This window comes from Polynucleobacter sp. 86C-FISCH, from assembly GCF_018882415.1.
Lineage (GTDB): Bacteria > Pseudomonadota > Gammaproteobacteria > Burkholderiales > Burkholderiaceae > Polynucleobacter.
The window spans coordinates 128980-147163 of record NZ_JACVOL010000001.1; the positions used below are offsets into that span (position 1 = coordinate 128980).

Sequence of the window (18184 nt, forward strand, 5' to 3'; positions counted from 1 at the left end):
GCTAGCTTATTCGCGTGAGGCTTTTTTACGCTCATGCTCCTTGAGGTAGCGCTTACGAATACGAATACTCTTAGGCGTTACTTCAACTAACTCATCATCATCAATAAATTCAACTGCGTATTCCAGGTTCATAGCGATTGGAGTAACTAAGCGAACCGCTTCGTCAGTACCGGATGCACGAACGTTGGTTAATTGCTTGCCTTTAATAGGGTTCACAACCAAGTCGTTATCACGACTATGGATACCAATGACCATACCTTCATACAAAGGATCGCCAGGACTCACAAACATACGGCCGCGGTCTTGTAGCTTCCACAATGCGTATGCAACTGCTTCACCATCGTCTTGGCTAATCAATACGCCGTTATGACGCTCACCCAAGATTCCGTCTTTAGCTGGTGCATATGAATCAAATGTATGACTCATCAAACCATTGCCACGAGTCATGGTCATGAAATCACCTTGGAAGCCGATCAAACCACGTGCAGGAATGCGGTACTCAAGACGTGTACGGCCTTTACCGTCGCTCACCATGTCGAGCAATTCACCCTTACGCTTGCCCAAGTCTTCCATCACGGCGCCTTGAGTTGTATCTTCAACGTCAACAGTGAGGTTCTCGTACGGCTCCATCTTCACGCCATCTTCTTCATGGAAAACAACGCGTGGACGAGAAACTGCTAATTCGTAGCCTTCACGACGCATTGTTTCTACCAAAATAGTGAGATGCAATTCGCCACGACCAGACACTTCAAATACAGTGTCATCATCAGTTTCTTTAACGCGCAAAGCCATGTTTGACTTCAATTCGCGGTCAAGACGCTCACGAATCTGACGGCTAGTAACGAACTTGCCTTCACGACCAGCCAATGGGCTAGTGTTCACCATGAAGTTCATGGTCAATGTTGGCTCGTCAATCTTGAGCATTGGCAATGCTTCTGGAACATCTGGTGCGCAGATTGTTGTTCCAATGGCCAAATCTTCAATACCGTTTACCAACACAATGTCGCCAGCTTGCGCTTCGTCAACAATTTCGCGCTCTAAACCACGGAATTTCAATACTTGGTTAATACGGCCTTTGCGTTGTACGCCATCAGGACCATCCATGAATACAACGTCCATCAAAGGCTTAACAGTTCCGCGGTTAACACGGCCAACACCAATCTTACCTACGTATGTGCTGTATTCAATAGAGGTAATTTGCAACTGCAAAGGACCTTCTGGGTTGTCATCACGAACTGGAACGTGCTTTAACACTGTGTCAAACAATGGGCGCATATCGCCTTCACGAACATCATCAGTCAAGCCAGCGTAGCCATTCAAGCCTGAAGCGTATACAACTGGGAAGTCCAACTGCTCTTCAGTAGCGCCTAATTTGTCAAACAACTCAAAAGTTGCATTGATAACGTAATCAGTGCGTGCACCTGGGCGGTCCACTTTGTTAATAACAACGATTGGCTTCAAACCTAAAGCCAATGCTTTCTTGGTTACGAAACGAGTTTGTGGCATTGGGCCTTCAACCGCATCAACCAAGAGCAATACACCGTCAACCATGGAGAGTACGCGCTCTACTTCACCACCGAAGTCCGCGTGTCCTGGGGTATCAACGATATTGATATGTGTGCCGTCATACTCAACCGCACAGTTCTTAGACAAAATAGTAATACCACGCTCTTTTTCCAAGTCGTTTGAGTCCATGACGCGTTCGGTCATTTTTTCATTGGAGCGGAATGTGCCAGATTGGCGCAAGAGTTGGTCAACCAAAGTAGTTTTACCGTGGTCAACGTGGGCGATGATGGCGATGTTACGAAGTGCGCGTTTAGTCATGTGAAGCTTCTAAAGTTAAAGATAAGTAAAAGGGTTATAAATAATGTTTAATGTGCCTGCGAAATCAAACGTTTTGGATGTAAAACTCCAGAGCGCCAATCAGCAGTACCAATAAAGTTATGGGGAGCAGCAGTTGCGCGATAGATGCGAACTAATGCCTCGATTGAAGGCAAATTGAGCGGAACACGTTGCCCCATCTCCAGACGCTTAGCTTGTTGCTCATCCACCGTGAGGTGTGGCAATGTTTGCAAGAGCGCGTCTACTGGCAATATATAGTCAGCAGTATTTTGTAGGCCGCTTTGAATTGATTCGATCGTAAAAGACTGTTCGAGTGTTAGGTGCCCTACTTCAGTACGGCGCAAGCCGACTAAATGAGCACCGCAACCCAGGGCGTTACCAATATCTTCAGCCAGAACACGAATATAGGTGCCCTTACTACAACTCACTTCTAGAGTAGCTTCTGGCCAGTTAATATTAGTCCAGCGAATAGAGTGAATAGTGATGTCACGTGGCGCACGCTCTAATTCAACACCAGCACGAGCATATTCGTAAAGAGGCTTGCCATCACGTTTCAAAGCCGAATACATTGGCGGCACTTGAGAAATGGCACCAGTAAATTTAGGTAGTAACGCATCTAAGGCGGCTTTCATTTCCACATCACTTGCGAATGCTGGTAAAGGCAACTCTTCAATAATTTGGCCTTCTGCATCACCTGTATCAGTGCGTGAACCAAATTTCACTTGGGCGATATAAGTTTTATCTGCCTCGAGTAAGTCTTGGGAATACTTAGTAGCCTCACCAAGGCAGATTGGCAGCAAACCAGTAGCCATCGGATCTAAAGTACCAGTGTGTCCCGCTTTGTCAGCGTTAAAAGCACGCTTGACGGCTGTAACTGCGCCCTGCGAACTCATTCCAGCGGGTTTATCTAGCAGCACTACGCCGTCGATTCTAATAGCCATGAATTACTTAGTCTCGTCTTTTTGATCGCTCTCGACTGCCTGATCGATCAAACGAGACATTTCTATGCCATGCTCAACTGAGCTGTCATAGTGAAAATGCAATGTAGGGACTGTATGAATGTGCAAACGTTTAAACAGCAATGAATGTAAGTACCCTGCTTTTTCCTGGAGTGCTTTTAAAGCATGCTCAGGCTCAGCACCCAAAACAGTAAAAAACACTTTGGCATGCGCTAAGTCAGGCGTGAGCTCGATACTTTGCAAAGTAATCAAACCCAAACTTGGGCTGCGCAATTCACGAGGAATGAGCTCGGCCAGGTCTCGCTGAATTTGATCGGCGAGACGCTGGTTACGATGCGGGCTAGTCTTGTGCATATTGCTTAGAGTGAACGTGCAACTTCAGTTACTTCAAACACCTCAAGTTGATCGCCTTCTTTGATGTCGTTGTAGCCTTTTAATGACAAGCCACACTCAACACCGGCACGAACTTCTTTTGCGTCATCTTTGAAGCGCTTGAGGGAATCAAGCTCACCAGTCCAAACAACCACGTTGTCACGTAAGAGACGAACACTTGAAGTACGTTTAACGATACCGTCAACGACCAAGCAACCAGCAATTGCGCCAACTTTAGATACCAAGAAGACTTGACGAATCTCAACGAGACCGGTGATTTCTTCTTTCTTATCTGGAGTCAACATACCGCTCAGAGCTAACTTCACTTCATCTACTGCGTCATAAATAATGTTGTGATAACGAATATCAACGCCATTGTTCTCGGCTAACTTACGAGCAGCTGCATCAGCGCGGGAGTTGAATCCAAAAATAACCGCCTTAGAAGCAACCGCTAAGTTAACGTCAGTTTCAGTAATGCCACCCACAGCAGCGTGAACGATTTGCACCTTCACCTCTGGTGTAGAAAGCTTCATTAATGATTGAGCCAAAGCTTCTTGTGAGCCTTGAACGTCTGCCTTAATGATCAGCGGTAACAATTTAGCTTCAATTGCGCCTTCTTCCATGTTTTCCATCATGGTTTCAAGCTTGAATGCCTGCTGTTTAGCCAACTTCACATCACGGAACTTGCCTTGACGGAACAATGCAATCTCACGAGCTTTACGCTCATCAGGAACTACTTGTACCGCCTCGCCTGCAGCGGGAACTTCTGACAAACCTTGGATTTCCACTGGAATGGATGGGCCAGCCTCATTACAAGGCTTACCGTTTTCATCCAACATCGCACGTACACGACCAAATGTAGAGCCAGCTAGCAACATGTCGCCACGCTTGAGTGTTCCAGATTGAACCAAGATGGTTGCAACAGGTCCCTTACCTTTGTCCAAACGCGCTTCAATGACCAAACCTTGGGCTGGCGCATCTTTAGGGGCCTTGAGCTCGAGAATTTCAGCTTGCAAGAGAACGTTCTCTAGCAAAGCATCAATGCCTTCACCTGTTTTAGCGGACACTGGAATAAATGGCACATCGCCACCGTATTCTTCAGGAACAACCTGCTCAGCAACCAATTCTGTTTTAACGCGCTCAGAATTTGCTTCTGGTTTATCAATCTTATTGATTGCCACTACTAAAGGTACGCCACCCGCTACTGCATGGTGAATCGCTTCTTTAGTTTGTGGCATCACGCCATCATCAGCAGCCACCACCAAGATCACGATATCGGTTGCTTTAGCACCACGAGCACGCATTGCCGTAAAGGCTTCGTGACCCGGAGTATCCAAGAACGTAATCATGCCGCGCGGAGTTTCAACGTGGTACGCACCAATGTGCTGAGTAATACCACCGGCTTCACCAGTAGCGACTTTTGCTGCACGAATCTTATCGAGCAAAGATGTTTTACCGTGGTCAACGTGACCCATCACCGTTACAACTGGCGGACGTGGCAATAACTCTGCATCATGACCGTCGGTGCCGAGATCCAAATCTGGATCATCCAATTTCGCAGCGAAGGCTTTGTGGCCCATTTCTTCGACAATGATCATTGCAGTATCTTGGTCAAGCACTTGGTTGATGGTGACCATTTGGCCCATGCCCATCAATAACTTAATCACTTCTGCACTCTTCACTGCCATTGCATGAGCTAACTCAGCAACAGTAATCGTTTCTGGAACATGAACATCGCGCACTACTGGCTCAGTAGGAACTTGGAAGTTTGTGTCGACGTTTGCTTCAGCGATTTGACGCTGCTTCTTACGACCGCCACCTGAACGCCAACCACCAACACCACCAGATGAATCACCACGAGTTTTTAAGCCACCAGGTTTCTTAGCGCCTTCTTCTTGCCATGTGGATGATGTTTCAGAAGATTTAATAGTCTTGCCGCCAACTTTGGCAACAGCCTTCTTCTTGTCATCGGCGCCTTCAGCCTTAGCAGGCTTATGCAAAGTACCTTTTTTCGCTTCTTCAGCAGCAATTTCACTTGGTGCCTTCAGAACACGAGCAGGAGCACTCATCATGTCGCGAATTGCCAAAGCCTCCGCTTCAGCAGCAGCACGACGTACACGAATGTCAGCTAATTCTTTTTCTTTAGTTGCAGCTAAGTCTTTTGCAGCTTTGTCAGCGGTCGCCTTTTTCTCTGCAGCAGCTGCAGCAGCATCCGGAGCCTCATCTACAGGAGCAACTTCTTTCACTACTGGAGCGGCAACTTCTTTTTGACGTGCCTCTTCAGCCGCTTTCATTTCCGCTTCTTGACGAGCTAGCAACTCAGCTTGGCGAGTTGCCTCTGCTGCGCGCTTCTCTAACTCTTCTTCAGAAATAACGGGTTTAGCTGGCGCAGCTTTTGCTGCCGCTTTCGCTGGAGCTTCTTCTACCGCTGGCTCAGGAGCTTTGTCACCCGCCTTAACGAGCACGCGCTTTTTACGTACTTCCACTTGCACAGTACGAGTACGTCCAGCAGAGTCTGCTTGACGAATCTCTGAGCTTTCGCGCTTGATTAAAGTAATCTTTTTGCGCGCGCCTGTATCAGCGCTACCATGCGCTTTTTGTAAGTGCTCGAGAAGGACAGTTTTGTCCTTCTCGGTAATGCTTTCGTCCTCAGAACCTTTTTCGATACCGGCCGCCTTCAACTGCTCCAAGAGGTCTGGCGCGGTACGTTTTAATTCTTTAGCGAGTACTTTTACTGTTGTTGCCATGCACTACTTCCTCTCATGAAGTAAACCAATGTTCGCGCGCTTTCATGATGAGCGTTTTCGCAGTTTCTTCGTCAATTTGTGTCGCCTCAACCAGCTCATCAACAGCTAGTTCAGCAAGGTCGTCACGGGTATGTACTTGATTGTCAGCAAGCTTCGCAATCAACTCTGTAGTCATTCCTTCTAGGGAACGCAAGTCTTGCGAAACTTCGCCAATACGCTCTTCTTTTGCTAACTCCATCGTTAACAAGGAATCACGAGCACGAGTACGCAACTCATTCACAGTGTCTTCGTCGAATGAATCGATTTCTAACATTTCAGACAATGGCACGTAAGCCACTTCTTCCAATGTGTTGAAGCCTTCTTCAATCAAGATATCAGCTACTTCTTGGTCTACGTCCAATTTGTCCATAAACAATTGGCGCACAGAAGAAGCTTCTTTCTCAGTTTTCTCAGCAGACTCTTCAGGAGTCATGATGTTGATCTGCCAACCAGTCAAATCGCTCGCCAAACGAACGTTTTGTCCGCTACGGCCAATCGCGATTGCCAAGTTCTCTTCGTCAACTACAACATCCATCGCGTGACGCTCTTCGTCAACTACGATAGAAGAAACTTGGGCTGGAGCCAAAGCACCAATCACAAACTGCGCTGGGTCTTCAGACCACAGCACGATATCCACTGCTTCGCCAGCCACTTCGTTACGCACTGCAGTAACGCGTGTGCCACGAACACCAACGCAAGTACCGATTGGGTCGATACGCTTGTCATAAGTAATGACGGCAATCTTTGCGCGGATACCAGGATCACGGGCAGCGCCTTTGATCTCTAATAAGCCCTGCTCCATCTCTGGAACTTCGTTCTCAAACAACTTGATCAAGAAATCTGGGCAAGTGCGTGAGAGTTCAATTTGTGGGCCACGAGCTTCACGATCCACTTTGAGGATGTAAGCACGTACGCGGTCACCAGAACGCAAGTTCTCTTTTGGAATCATTTGATCGCGGCGCAGCAACGCTTCAACCCGACCAGATTCAATGATGAGACCATTTTTGTCTGCACGCTTCACGGTACCGGTCATGACTTTTTCGCCACGCTCAAGGTAGTCGTTCAAAATTTGCTCGCGCTCAGCATCACGAATGCGTTGCAAGATCACTTGCTTGGCAGCTTGTGCGCCGATACGACCGAAAGCTAAAGATTCGATTTGCTCTTCGATATAGTCGCCAACTTCCATGTCAGCAAGTTGCTCTTGAGCTTCAAATTGCAGAATCTCTTTATCAGGCTCTTGCAAACCGGCTTCGTTTGGAACTACCAACCAGCGACGGAAGGTTTCGTATTCACCAGTTTCGCGATCAATCGAAACGCGGATATCCACGTCTTCTGTGGCATAACGCTTCTTGGTTGCAGAGGCTAAAGCCATCTCCAACGCCTCGAAAACGATAGCTTGATCAACGTTCTTTTCACGCGCTAGCGCGTCTGCCAACATGAGAACTTCTCGGCTCATGACTTTCTTCCTTTGAAATCAATAACAGGGACCAACCGAGTCTTATCGACCTCGGCTAAAGAGAACTCCAATTGAGAAGGCTGACCATCAGCACCCTCAAATACCAAACCAAACTTTGCATCCGGTGAATTCAATTCACCACTCAGCAAACCTTGCAACTCACCACGAAAATTCTTGCGATTGCAAACAGCAACACGCAACTTCAAATCCACTTGCATTCCAGCGAAGCGCTCATAATCAGCGGCACTTTTTACCGGACGATCCAATCCTGGAGATGAAATCTCTAAGCGCTCATATGGAATGTTTTCAACCGGCAAGGTGTAGCTCAACTGATGACTCACCTTTTCGCAATCCAACACCGAAATCAAGCGCTCGTAATCTGGGTTTTCAATCGTGACGCGCAGCAAACCTCCGGCTTCACGCTCAATCTCAACTAGCGTATAACCCAAGTTTTCCAGCTCTGCAGAAATAACCTGCTGATCCTTCACGACACCCCTTCATACCAAAATGGCAAAAAAAAATGGGCTTCAAAGCCCATATTCTCGAAATTCAGAACAGGCCGACTTACGTTGATCGCAACATCAGTCGGTAACCACTAAAAACAGCAGAATCCTGCTGTAAGACCAAAATTATAGCCTATTTGGCAGAAAACCGATACAAATCAGAAGCTTTCGCCCGGATTACGCGGTTTTCTAGGCCCTTTATTGAAGGGTTTGCGCCCTTTTGGTGCGCCTCGTTTAGGGCCATTTCCAGGACTTTGAGGGTTCCCAGTCACAAATGCGGACTGTCCATGGTGAACTTTGGCGCCTTTACTGCGGTTTTGGCCTTGGCCGCCGCCCTGACCGCCTTGGCCTCCGCGACCACCTTGACCGCCCTGGCCAGGTCTACCGCCCTGGGTACGACCCCGGAAAGGACCGCGCCCATCACCAGAGCCACCGCCACCACCAGGTTTGCCGCCTCTGCCCTGATGAGTCAGGCCGTTATGGCCGCTAGCAAGGGTCAAAGCGTCACGGGAGCCCCAGTAAGAAACTGAGGTTTGCATTGGATCAGGCTGAAAATCTTCACCCATCGGGCGACGATCACGGCTACTTGCATTAGGGTTACGACCCTTATCTTGTGGCTGAGGCATTTTTAAGCCCGCAGACTTCATCAAGTTATAGATGCCGCCAGCTTCAATCTCTTCCCATTTGCCACGACGTAAGCGTGGGGGCAATAAGAAAATGCCGTAACGAGTTCGGATTAGACGGGATACCACATGACCAACCGCCTCAAACATACGACGCACTTCTCGATTACGGCCTTCGTTTAATGCAACGTGATACCAACGGTTAGCACCTTCGCCACCACCCATTGCTAGGCGTAAGAATTTTGCTTGGCCATCATCAAGCGTAATGCCACTCTTTAATAGCGCTGTGTTTTCTTGGCTCAGGTCACCCAAAATGCGAACGGCGTATTCGCGCTCGACACCATAACGCGGATGCATCAAACGATTCGCCAATTCACCTGAAGTAGTAAACAACAACAGTCCTTCAGTATTAAAGTCCAAGCGACCGACTGCAATCCAGCGACCTTGACGTGGTTTTGGCAAACGATCAAATACGGTTGGGCGTCCTTCTGGATCGGATTGACTGACGATCTCACCAGCAGGCTTGTGATACATGATCACGCGCGGCGGCTTAGTCTGAATCTTGCGATGAACTGGCTTGCCATTAATTCGTACTTGATCTGTTGGTCCAATGCGTTGACCAATATGAGCTGGCAATCCGTTTACAGAAACACGTCCTTGAATAATCAAGTCTTCCATATCGCGCCGTGATCCCATGCCAACGTCAGCTAATACTTTATGTAACTTAACGGTGTCTTCATCATCAGCATCGTCATCTAAACCATCAAGGTCTGACCACACTTCATCACGCAAACTCAAAGGCAAGTCATCGACGTTTGCAAATTGCAAACTACTCATTTCTTCTTCTGTTGGCGCATCTGGATCTTCATCTTCGCGCGAACGTTGTGCACGTTGTGCGCGACGCTCTGCTCCAGTTTGATGAGAGATTTCACTCTCATTGAGACCATCAGGATTTTTAACTTCTTCAACTTCTGGGGCGTCTAAAGCTGCATCAAACTCACCAGATACTACTGAGGCAAATAAAGCTTCGCTCTCAGCTGGGTTAGGTGCTAATTTGGCAGATTGATTGCCGCCTTCACGCGGACCATTGCCTTCACCACCCTCGCGGCGTGGCCGGTCTTTATTAAAAGGGCGCTTTTTATTGAATGGGTGTTTACTGCCACCAGCGCCTTGACGGCGTGGGCGACGATCACCACGTTCTGTGCGCTCTCCACCCTCAGTCTTCTGACCATCAGCGTTTGATGGTGCAGAGTCTGCATTTGATGGAGTTGCCGATGGATTTACTACCGGGGATGAATCGTTTTCGTTAGAGCTAGTCATTAATAATTATTTTGTTTCGTCTGGTTTGTCTTCAGACTCAGGGGTAACTTCTTCTGTAAGTTCTTCAGTCTCTTCAATCACTGTTTCTTCTACTGTGATTTCAGTTACTTCTAAAGCCTCTACTTCAATTGCTTGTTCTTCGCCATCAATGATGACTGTTTCTACAGTTGCAGACGGATCAAATTCCATTACCGCTTGACCTAATTGTTCTGCAGCCGCCATTGGCGCCGCGTCTTCCAAAATTGGCAAGCTTTGTAAATTGGTCAGACTGAGGTCATCTAAAAATTGTTTAGTGGTTGCGTATAAACCAGGACGTCCAACAGTTTCCTTATGGCCAATCACCTCAACCCAACCGCGGTCTTCTAACTGCTTCATCACATTACTACTAACTGCTACACCACGAATCTCTTCAATCTCACCACGAGTCACTGGCTGGCGATAAGCGATGATGGCCAAAGTCTCCATAACTGCACGTGAATACTTAGGTGGCTTCTCAGGTGTGAGGCGATCGAGGTACTCACGCATAGACAGACGGCTCTGAAAGCGCCAACCTGTTGCGATATGAACCAATTCCATACCCTTGTCGTCCCAAGCACGTTGCAGCTCGACCAATGCCTCATCGATATCTGCCGTAGTGATGTCTTCAACAAACAGGCGAGACAAATCAGCAACGGTGAGTGGCTCCTGTGCGCACAGGAGGGCTGTTTCAATTACGCGCTTATTGTGATCGTCCATAAAAGTCGGGCTACCAGGAATCATCCTGACTAGGCTTTAAAAATGTATTTAGTAATGGGTTTTGGTGTTCTCTAGCGACTACGGGCAATCCATCTCATCAGTTCTTATTGGAATATGTCCGCGCTGAAACGAAGTCCTTTTCGTTCACCTTGCGCCCATTATAAGGTAGGCTCAATACAATAGCCACATGCATAAGAAATACACCAAACCCCCTTTTCTGACATCTGATGCCCCTGTCTATATGGAGCGTCGCAAGCTCCTGAGCCTTGGAATTGGTGTGGGCACCATTCTTGGGGGCGCGGGCTTGAGCTCCTGCAGTCTTATGAGTAGCAAAAAACCGGTCGTTGGCTTGGTTTTGGGGGCCGGAGCAGCACGAGGCTTTGCTCACGTAGGCGTTATTAAGGCTTTAGAAGCCCAAGGCATTAGACCCGACATTGTTGTTGGCAGCAGCGCTGGCAGCGTGATTGCTACCTTATTGGCCTCAGGGGCGACTGGCAACGAACTCAATCGCTTGGCTCTCAACCTAGATGAGGCCACTATTGCTGACTGGGGACTTCCTTTTGCCGGTCGTTTTGGGGGGCTCATTAAAGGGGATGCCCTACAAAATATGGTGAACCGAGAGGTGCAAAACAAATCCATTGAACAAATGCGCATACCCCTGGGCATTGTTGCTACGGAATTACAGTCAGGCAAAGGTGTTTTATTCAGAACGGGCAACACCGGTTTAGCAGTTCGCGCCTCTTGCAGCGTGCCAGGCGTTTTTCAGCCAGCAGTGATTAGCGGCAAAGAATATGTAGATGGTGGCTTAGTGGCACCAGTACCTGTTAGCTATGCAAGACAAATGGGTGCAACTTTAGTGATTGCAGTCAACATTTCTTCTGAACCGGTTCATCAAGATGCCAGCGGAACTCTTGGCGTCTTACAGCAAACTATCTCCATCATGCAACGAAGTATCAATCAGTACGAATTAAAAAGTGCTGACATTGTGATTCAGCCGCAATTAAAACAAATGGGTGGCGGGGATTTCAAATCCAGAAACGCAGCCATTCTTGCAGGCGAAGCTGCAGCACAAGAACAAATGGCGCTCATTAAGGAAAAGCTGAAAAGCTAATAGGTTTAAGGCTTAGCAGCCCTATTGTCTTAGAGGTTGCGTGATTTACGCTTAAGATTTTTTACTTCGTTGAGAAGTTCTTGACGCTCTGAATCATTGAGATTGTCGCTACCGTCTAATCGGCGCGCACCATCAAAACGTTTATCCCAGTAGAGGCTACCGAGATCATCCACTCTGACGTTCGTACCTTTAGAAGGTGAGTGAATAAATTTGTTATCGCCCACGTAAATGCCAACGTGAGAAAAAGTTAAACGCATGGTGTTGAAGAATACGAGGTCGCCTGGTTGCAACTCTTCACGAGTAATCGGTTTGCCAACACGACTCATCTGAGTAGATTTACGTGGCAATAAAAATCCAAGTTTGTCTTTGAAGACATAACCAACAAAACTACTACCGTCCAATCCGGACTGTGGCAGCTCTGTATCCCAGCGATAACGAACGCCAATCACTTCCATAGCGCGGTTGATTAACTCTTCTGATTTACCTGTAACGGTATCTGCCAATCGATCAGAAACGCGGGCAATGTATGAGCGCCCTGCTTGGAACATGCTTTCTTTAGGCACAGCTGCTGCTGCATCTGCATTTGGCTCGACCACAGGGTCTGCCGCATAAGCGGATACGCAAATGAATGCACCTAGACCAAAGCCCAGGAGTTTAGAAAGCATTGTTTTTTTCAATGACATCAGATCAGTTTAACAAAGAACCCTTAATTTACCAAGTCTTCAATTTAGACCCAAGTCCTTGTTTATAAAGATTAATTTTCACTAAATGAGGGCAAATGCACCAAATTAGCCCATTTAGCAGGGGTTTGCCCCCTCCTCAGAAGCCCCCTAAGTTAGCTCTGCAGCTGCAAAAAGCTCTTTGGTATAGGTTTGGCGGGGATGCTTTATGAGGGTTTCGGTATCCCCGAACTCCACCACTTTGCCGCCCTTAAGAACCATGACCTCGTGTGACATAGCTCTAATAACCGCCAAATCATGACTAATCATCAGATAGGCTAAGTTGTACTTTTTCTGCAGCTCAGTCAATAAGGCGAGCACCTGTTTCTGAATAGAAACATCTAGCGCGGAAGTGGGTTCATCTAGAACCAAAATTTGGGGGCGAAGGATAAGTGCACGTGCAATCGCAATACGTTGGCGCTGACCACCAGAAAACTCATGGGGATAACGCAGAAGCGCTGAACGATCCAGACCAACCTCTTTGAGCATATCTACCACGCGAGTTTCCCGTTCTGCTGTCGACAGCTTTGGAAAGTGCACATCCAAACCTTCTGAAACAATCTGCAATACATTCATGCGCGGTGATAGCGATCCAAATGGGTCCTGGAAGATCACTTGTAGGCTCGAGCGAAGCGCTCTTCTCTCCACGGGTTTGAGTTTCTGCCAATCATTGCCAAGCACATCAACATCACCAGATACCTGCGCTGCTGAATCACCCAACAATCCCAGAACGGCCATGCCTAGTGTTGTCTTGCCAGAACCAGACTCGCCAATTACACCAATGGTTTGACCTTGCTTTAGCGAGAAGCTGACTTTTTTCAGAACTTTATGTGGTGGTGCTTTTTTAAACCAAGATGCTGACTCAGAGCTTGGGTAGGCTACTGACAACTCTTCTGTTTTTAATAACACTGGAGCCAATGGCATCAGTGGTGCCAAGTCACGCACAGGCTCACTGTTTACCAAAGCGCGAGTATATGGATCTTCGGGATGCTCAAACACTTGCTTCGTTGATCCAGACTCCATCAGATTGCCCTGGTTCAGGACAGCCACACGCTGCGCAAAGTGTTTCACTAGATTGAGGTCATGAGTAATCAATAAAATTCCCATGCCACCATCATCTTTAGATTCCTCTTGTAGCTCTTTGAGTAGATCCAAAATCTGTAAACGCAAACTCACATCTAATGCTGTTGTAGGTTCGTCTGCAATGAGAAGGCGTGGCTTGCATGCCAAAGCCATAGCAATCATGGCGCGCTGTCTCTGGCCACCAGAGAGTTGATGTGGATAGGAGTGAAAACGACGCTCAGGCTCAGGGATGCCTGTCTTGCGCAGTAAATCAACCGCGGCATCCATTGCATCTGCTTTAGAGATCAAAGGCTGATAAATCTGTACAGCTTCAATAATTTGATTGCCTACAGTAAACAATGGATTCAAAGCCGTCATCGGCTCCTGAAACACCATCGCAATTTCGCGGCCACGAATCTCTCGAATGTCCTGAATAGACATGGATAGCAAATCTACTTCGCCCTTCCCGTCTTTTCTATTCCAGAGAATCTTTCCAGAAACTTTCGCACCTTCCGGCTCAAGTCTCAGTGGCGCAAGCGCAGTCAGAGTCTTACCAGAACCAGACTCACCGACGAGGGCAACACGTTCGCCTATGCCAATTTCTAAATCAAGATGATTGACGGCAAACTTTTCACGGCGACCTGTTCCAAAAGAAATACACAGATCTTCATAGCGCAGCAAACTCATGAGCGACCTCCACTCATCAAGCCTGCTTTACGAGAATCAAATGCATTACGTAATGCCTCGCCCATAAAGGTCAATAGCAGTAAGGTTGCTACCAAGACCACAAAGGTAGATAAGGAGATCCACCAAGCATCGAGATTACTCTTGCCTTGAGATAACAGTTCACCCAAGCTTGGCGTACCCGGAGGCACTCCTAAGCCTAGGAAATCCAAGCTCGTTAAAGAAAGAATGGCTGCACTCATGCGGAATGGCAAAAAGGTAATTACTGGCGTCAAGCTATTGGGCAATATATGGCGCCACATGATTTGTACATTTGTTAAACCCAAGGCTCTAGCTGCGCGTACATACTCCAGGGCGCGGTTACGGAAGAATTCCGCACGAACGTAATCCGATAAGCCCATCCAACCAAAGGCTGCCAGCAAAATGATGAGCAAGGAAACGCTGGGGTTAAAGATCGAAGCAAAAATAATGAGCAAGTACAACTCTGGCATAGCAGACCAAATCTCAATCAGTCGCTGAGAAATCAAATCAAACTTACCGCCAAAGAATCCCATCAAAGATCCAGTAATGATGCCCACAGTGACGCCAACAATAGTGAGTGCTAAACCAAAAAGAATGGATAAGCGAAAACCATAGATCAAACGCGCCAAAACATCGCGTCCGCGATCATCAGTCCCTAACCAGTTCTCCCAAGAAGGAGGCGCTGGATTGGGTACCTTAGAGAAGTAATTCAGCGTCTCATAGCTATAGTGAATCGGTGGATAAATTGCCCAGTTACCGTTGCTCGTGATGTTGTGACGAATATCTGGATCCAAGAAATCAGTCGGCGTGGCGAAGTCTCCACCAAATACCGTTTCTGGTTGGCTCTTCACGATCGGAAAATAAAAATAGCCTTCATAGCGAACTACCAAAGGTTTGTCATTGGCAATCAACTCGGCGCACATCGACAAACCGAAGAGCACCATGAAGATCCACAGACTGGCGTAGCCCATGCGACTGTTCTTAAAACGTTGCCAACGATTCATGAACCGCCTCCCGCACCAAACTGAATGCGTGGGTCGATGTATACATAGCAAAGATCAGAAATCAACTTCGTAAATAAACCAATTAAGGTGAATAAGTAGAGAGTACCAAATACAACTGGATAGTCACGGCGCATCACTGACTCGTACGAAAGCAAGCCAAGCCCGTCTAAGGAGAACAAGGTCTCTATCAACAAGGAGCCTGTAAAGAATGCGCCAATAAATGCTGCAGGGAAACCCGTTACCAGTGGTAACAGCGCATTGCGGAAGACGTGCTTCCAAAGAACTTGCTTTTCTGTAAGCCCTTTTGCGCGCGCAGTCAGAACGTACTGCTTACGGATCTCCTCTAGGAATGAATTCTTGGTCAACATAGTCACCACTGCAAAGCTTCCTAAAACGGATGCAGTAATCGGCAGCACCAAATGCCACAGGTAATCCATGATCTTGCCAATGAGACTAAGATCACTCCAGTTATCAGAAGTTAACCCTCTTAACGGGAAGATCTGTAAAAAACTTCCCCCGCCAAAGACCACTAGCAATAAGACGCCCAACACAAATCCTGGAATCGCATAACCCACAAGGATCATGCTGCTAGTGATAGCGTCAAAGCGTGAGCCGTCTCGTACCGCTTTAGCAATACCCAAAGGAATAGAAACTAAATAGGTAATAAAGAAAGTCCACAAACCGATGCTGATCGATACCGGCAATTTTGAGACCACCAAACGCCAAACGCTTTCGTGCTGGTAATAACTTTGACCCAAATCGAATCTAGCAAAGCGGCCCAACATCATGAAATAACGCTCAAGAGGTGGCTTATCAAAACCATATAAGGCCTTCACCTCTTCAAGGCGTTGCGCATCGACACCTTGACGACCGCGATAGGTTGCACCAGAGCCCGATGACTCTGAGCCACCTGTAGCTGCGCTACCTTTGCCCTTTAACTCCAACACCATTTGCTCTACTGGACCACCCGGAACAAATTGCACTACGGCAAAGGTAAGAGTTAATACACCCAAGATCGTTGGGATCATCAAGAGTAAACGCTTGAAGATATAGGCGCGCATTTGATCCTGCATTATTTTGACTCCTCTTTCCACCAATTTTGCATGATCCACAGTTCAGCTGAATAGTACAAAGGTGGCTCTGGGTAGCGCATCTCGTGACGGAAGGCAACGCGATGGGTTGGGTTGTACCACTGAGGAACTACGTAATAACTATTCCACAAGACACGATCAAGCGCTCTAGTAGCAGTTCTTAACTGCTCACGATTTTGCGCCTTGGTAATTTCATCAATTAAGGCATCGACTACAGGTGATTGCACGCCAATCACGTTATCGGAACCCTTTTCTTTGGCGGCTTGGCTACCAAAGCGATCCCAGAGCTCGTTGCCTGGGTTTTGAGAATCCTGGAATCGTACGGTGGTCATATCAAAGTCATACTCGTTCATACGCTTTTGATGCAAGGCAAAGTCGCTCGTACGAATATCAACCTGCACTCCCAACTTCTCTAAGTTACGAACATACGCAGAAATGACTCTCAAGAAGAAGCCACCATCTTCCACAATCTCAAAACGAAATGGCTCACCCTTTTCATTGCGCAATGCGCCATCGCGATACTGCCATCCAGCATGCATGAGAAGCTCGCGCGCTTTCTTTAAGTTCTGACGCAAACTTCCAGGCGGCTTGGTTGATGGTGCCGCAGGCATTGGACCAAAGACAGCATCCGGAACCCACTGTGGATATTTAGCTTTCAGAGGTTTAAGTAATTTCAGCTCAGCTTCAGTTGGTTTACGAGGGCCATCAAAATTGGCACTTAAGTCGCTATTCGTAAAGTAGCTATTGATACGACTGTATTGATCAAAAAATATCTGACGATTGAGCCACTCAAAATCTAAGGCATATCCCAATGCTTCGCGAACTCGCGCATCCTTAAAGATTGGGCGGCGCACATTCATTGCAAAACCCTGCATCCCAGCACCGTTGTGATTGAGGAATGCCTTCTTCAGCAAAATACCTTTATCAAACTTTGAACCAACATAGCCTTTGGCCCAAATCTTGGCGCGATACTCCACTAGAGCATCAAACTCCCCTGCTTTAAAGGCCTCTAACCTGACAGCATCATCACTGTAGAGCTTGTACAGCACTCGATCAAAGTTATAAAAACCAACGCGCACGTTGAGTGGCTTGCTAAGTTGATCGGCCCAATAGTTTGGATTCTTTTTATAGACAATCGACTTGCCAGCTTTAAAAGACTCAATCAAATAAGGGCCGCTTGCAATCGGCGCCTCAAAGGCAAGCTTCTCAAATGGGATCATCGACCCATCAGGCCGCTTACCCCAGTTACGTGAGAACACTGGAAAGGTGCCCGCTAAGATTGGCAACTCTGCATTGTCATTTTTAAAGTCAAAGCGGATGGAGCGATCAGATAAAACTACTGCTTCTTTAATATCAGCAAAAGTTGTCTTGTAGCGTGGGTGGGCTTTACCACTCATTAAAGTATCAAAGCTGTATTTAACGTCAGCAGCTAATACTGGACTACCATCAGAAAACTTTGCTTCTGAACGAATATGAAACGTTACTGACTTGTGATCTTTGGCCACCTGAATATCGTCAGCCAATAATCCGTAAATACTGGATACCTCGTCAGCACTTCCCTCAGCCAAAGATTCAAACATCAAATCAATACCTGGGGCAGTAATGCCACGCAAAGTAAACGGATTGAATTTATCGAAACTGGTTCTTTGCCCCGGATTGGGCAATACCAAGGTCCCACCCCGCGGGGCGTTCGGATTCACGTAATCAAAATGGGCGAATCCATCGGGATACTTGGGTTTACCGTATTGCGCAATGCCCTGTCCTGCCATGGCCGAATTGACTCCTAGCCCTACTAGCAGCGCTAGCAGCAAGAAATGGGCAATTTGGCGAATGGGTTTTAGGGTGGGCATATATGCAACAATTGTAGATAGCTAATCATATTTGAAGCAAAGGACA

At 47.3% G+C, this 18184-nt stretch carries 14 protein-coding genes; 1 reads left to right on the forward strand and 13 read right to left on the reverse strand.

The features are described 5' to 3' along the window. Window positions 1–6: 6 nt before the first annotated feature. From typA to scpB, 8 genes are all read right to left on the reverse strand, one after another. Window positions 7–1824, reverse strand: a complete 1818-nt coding sequence (gene typA / locus ICN10_RS00555) for a translational GTPase TypA (protein ID WP_068323346.1) — start codon at window positions 1822–1824, stop codon at window positions 7–9. A 47-nt stretch (window positions 1825–1871) separates the two neighbouring features. Further along, the gene (truB, locus tag ICN10_RS00560; protein WP_216211267.1) at window positions 1872–2783 is read right to left on the reverse strand and encodes a tRNA pseudouridine(55) synthase TruB; all 912 of its coding nucleotides are present in this window, start codon (window positions 2781–2783) and stop codon (window positions 1872–1874) included. A 3-nt stretch (window positions 2784–2786) separates the two neighbouring features. Beyond that, the gene (gene rbfA / locus ICN10_RS00565; protein WP_068323359.1) at window positions 2787–3155 is read right to left on the reverse strand and encodes a 30S ribosome-binding factor RbfA; all 369 of its coding nucleotides are present in this window, start codon (window positions 3153–3155) and stop codon (window positions 2787–2789) included. A gap of 5 nt (window positions 3156–3160) precedes the next feature. After that, the gene (infB, locus tag ICN10_RS00570; RefSeq protein ID WP_216211269.1) at window positions 3161–5920 is read right to left on the reverse strand and encodes a translation initiation factor IF-2; all 2760 of its coding nucleotides are present in this window, start codon (window positions 5918–5920) and stop codon (window positions 3161–3163) included. Window positions 5921–5933: 13 nt separating this feature from the next. Continuing rightward, window positions 5934–7415: a transcription termination factor NusA gene (nusA, locus tag ICN10_RS00575; protein WP_215361312.1), complete on the reverse strand. Its 1482-nt coding sequence runs from the start codon at window positions 7413–7415 to the stop codon at window positions 5934–5936. Next, on the reverse strand, window positions 7412–7903 hold the full coding sequence (rimP, locus tag ICN10_RS00580) for a ribosome maturation factor RimP (RefSeq protein WP_216211272.1): 492 nt from the start codon (window positions 7901–7903) through the stop codon (window positions 7412–7414). The genes nusA and rimP overlap by 4 nt, the downstream gene beginning before the upstream one ends. A gap of 173 nt (window positions 7904–8076) precedes the next feature. After that, window positions 8077–9861 carry a pseudouridine synthase gene (locus tag ICN10_RS00585; protein ID WP_216211276.1) on the reverse strand — a complete coding sequence of 595 codons (1785 nt, stop codon included), beginning with the start codon at window positions 9859–9861 and terminating at the stop codon, window positions 8077–8079. A gap of 6 nt (window positions 9862–9867) precedes the next feature. Further along, window positions 9868–10596 carry an SMC-Scp complex subunit ScpB gene (gene scpB, locus ICN10_RS00590; RefSeq protein ID WP_216211279.1) on the reverse strand — a complete coding sequence of 243 codons (729 nt, stop codon included), beginning with the start codon at window positions 10594–10596 and terminating at the stop codon, window positions 9868–9870. Between the two features lie 241 nt (window positions 10597–10837). Here scpB and ICN10_RS00595 point away from each other — a divergent pair, with 241 nt between their 5' ends. After that, the gene (locus tag ICN10_RS00595) at window positions 10838–11707 is read left to right on the forward strand and encodes a patatin-like phospholipase family protein (RefSeq protein ID WP_216215079.1); all 870 of its coding nucleotides are present in this window, start codon (window positions 10838–10840) and stop codon (window positions 11705–11707) included. 29 nt (window positions 11708–11736) lie between these two features. Here ICN10_RS00595 and ICN10_RS00600 read toward each other — a convergent pair whose 3' ends face one another. The 5 genes from ICN10_RS00600 to ICN10_RS00620 all read right to left on the reverse strand — a co-directional run bounded on the left by ICN10_RS00600 (window position 11737) and on the right by ICN10_RS00620 (window position 18138). Next, window positions 11737–12390 (reverse strand): C40 family peptidase, encoded by a 654-nt coding sequence (locus ICN10_RS00600; RefSeq protein ID WP_216211282.1) that lies wholly within the window; start codon window positions 12388–12390, stop codon window positions 11737–11739. Window positions 12391–12537: 147 nt separating this feature from the next. After that, the gene (locus ICN10_RS00605) at window positions 12538–14175 is read right to left on the reverse strand and encodes an ABC transporter ATP-binding protein (RefSeq protein WP_216211285.1); all 1638 of its coding nucleotides are present in this window, start codon (window positions 14173–14175) and stop codon (window positions 12538–12540) included. Continuing rightward, window positions 14172–15197, reverse strand: a complete 1026-nt coding sequence (locus ICN10_RS00610) for an ABC transporter permease (RefSeq protein ID WP_216211288.1) — start codon at window positions 15195–15197, stop codon at window positions 14172–14174. Before ICN10_RS00610 ends, ICN10_RS00605 begins: the two co-directional genes overlap by 4 nt. Beyond that, window positions 15194–16258 carry a microcin C ABC transporter permease YejB gene (locus ICN10_RS00615; RefSeq protein WP_216215080.1) on the reverse strand — a complete coding sequence of 355 codons (1065 nt, stop codon included), beginning with the start codon at window positions 16256–16258 and terminating at the stop codon, window positions 15194–15196. Before ICN10_RS00615 ends, ICN10_RS00610 begins: the two co-directional genes overlap by 4 nt. A gap of 11 nt (window positions 16259–16269) precedes the next feature. Continuing rightward, entirely contained in the window at window positions 16270–18138 is a 1869-nt protein-coding gene (locus ICN10_RS00620; RefSeq protein WP_216211290.1) for an extracellular solute-binding protein, read from the reverse strand. Between the last annotated feature and the right edge of the window lie 46 nt (window positions 18139–18184).

Coding starts and splice junctions, on each gene's coding strand:
- ICN10_RS00620 (WP_216211290.1), bottom strand. CDS start 18,138: ATGCCCACCCTAAAACCCATTCGCCAAATTGCCCATTTCTTGCTGCTA.
- ICN10_RS00605 (WP_216211285.1), bottom strand. CDS start 14,175: ATGAGTTTGCTGCGCTATGAAGATCTGTGTATTTCTTTTGGAACAGGT.
- ICN10_RS00585 (WP_216211276.1), bottom strand. CDS start 9,861: ATGACTAGCTCTAACGAAAACGATTCATCCCCGGTAGTAAATCCATCG.
- ICN10_RS00610 (WP_216211288.1), bottom strand. CDS start 15,197: ATGAATCGTTGGCAACGTTTTAAGAACAGTCGCATGGGCTACGCCAGT.
- ICN10_RS00595 (WP_216215079.1), top strand. CDS start 10,838: ATGGAGCGTCGCAAGCTCCTGAGCCTTGGAATTGGTGTGGGCACCATT.
- ICN10_RS00615 (WP_216215080.1), bottom strand. CDS start 16,258: ATGCGCGCCTATATCTTCAAGCGTTTACTCTTGATGATCCCAACGATC.
- scpB (WP_216211279.1), bottom strand. CDS start 10,596: ATGGACGATCACAATAAGCGCGTAATTGAAACAGCCCTCCTGTGCGCA.
- ICN10_RS00600 (WP_216211282.1), bottom strand. CDS start 12,390: ATGTCATTGAAAAAAACAATGCTTTCTAAACTCCTGGGCTTTGGTCTA.
- nusA (WP_215361312.1), bottom strand. CDS start 7,415: ATGAGCCGAGAAGTTCTCATGTTGGCAGACGCGCTAGCGCGTGAAAAG.
- infB (WP_216211269.1), bottom strand. CDS start 5,920: ATGGCAACAACAGTAAAAGTACTCGCTAAAGAATTAAAACGTACCGCG.
- truB (WP_216211267.1), bottom strand. CDS start 2,783: ATGGCTATTAGAATCGACGGCGTAGTGCTGCTAGATAAACCCGCTGGA.
- typA (WP_068323346.1), bottom strand. CDS start 1,824: ATGACTAAACGCGCACTTCGTAACATCGCCATCATCGCCCACGTTGAC.
- rbfA (WP_068323359.1), bottom strand. CDS start 3,155: ATGCACAAGACTAGCCCGCATCGTAACCAGCGTCTCGCCGATCAAATT.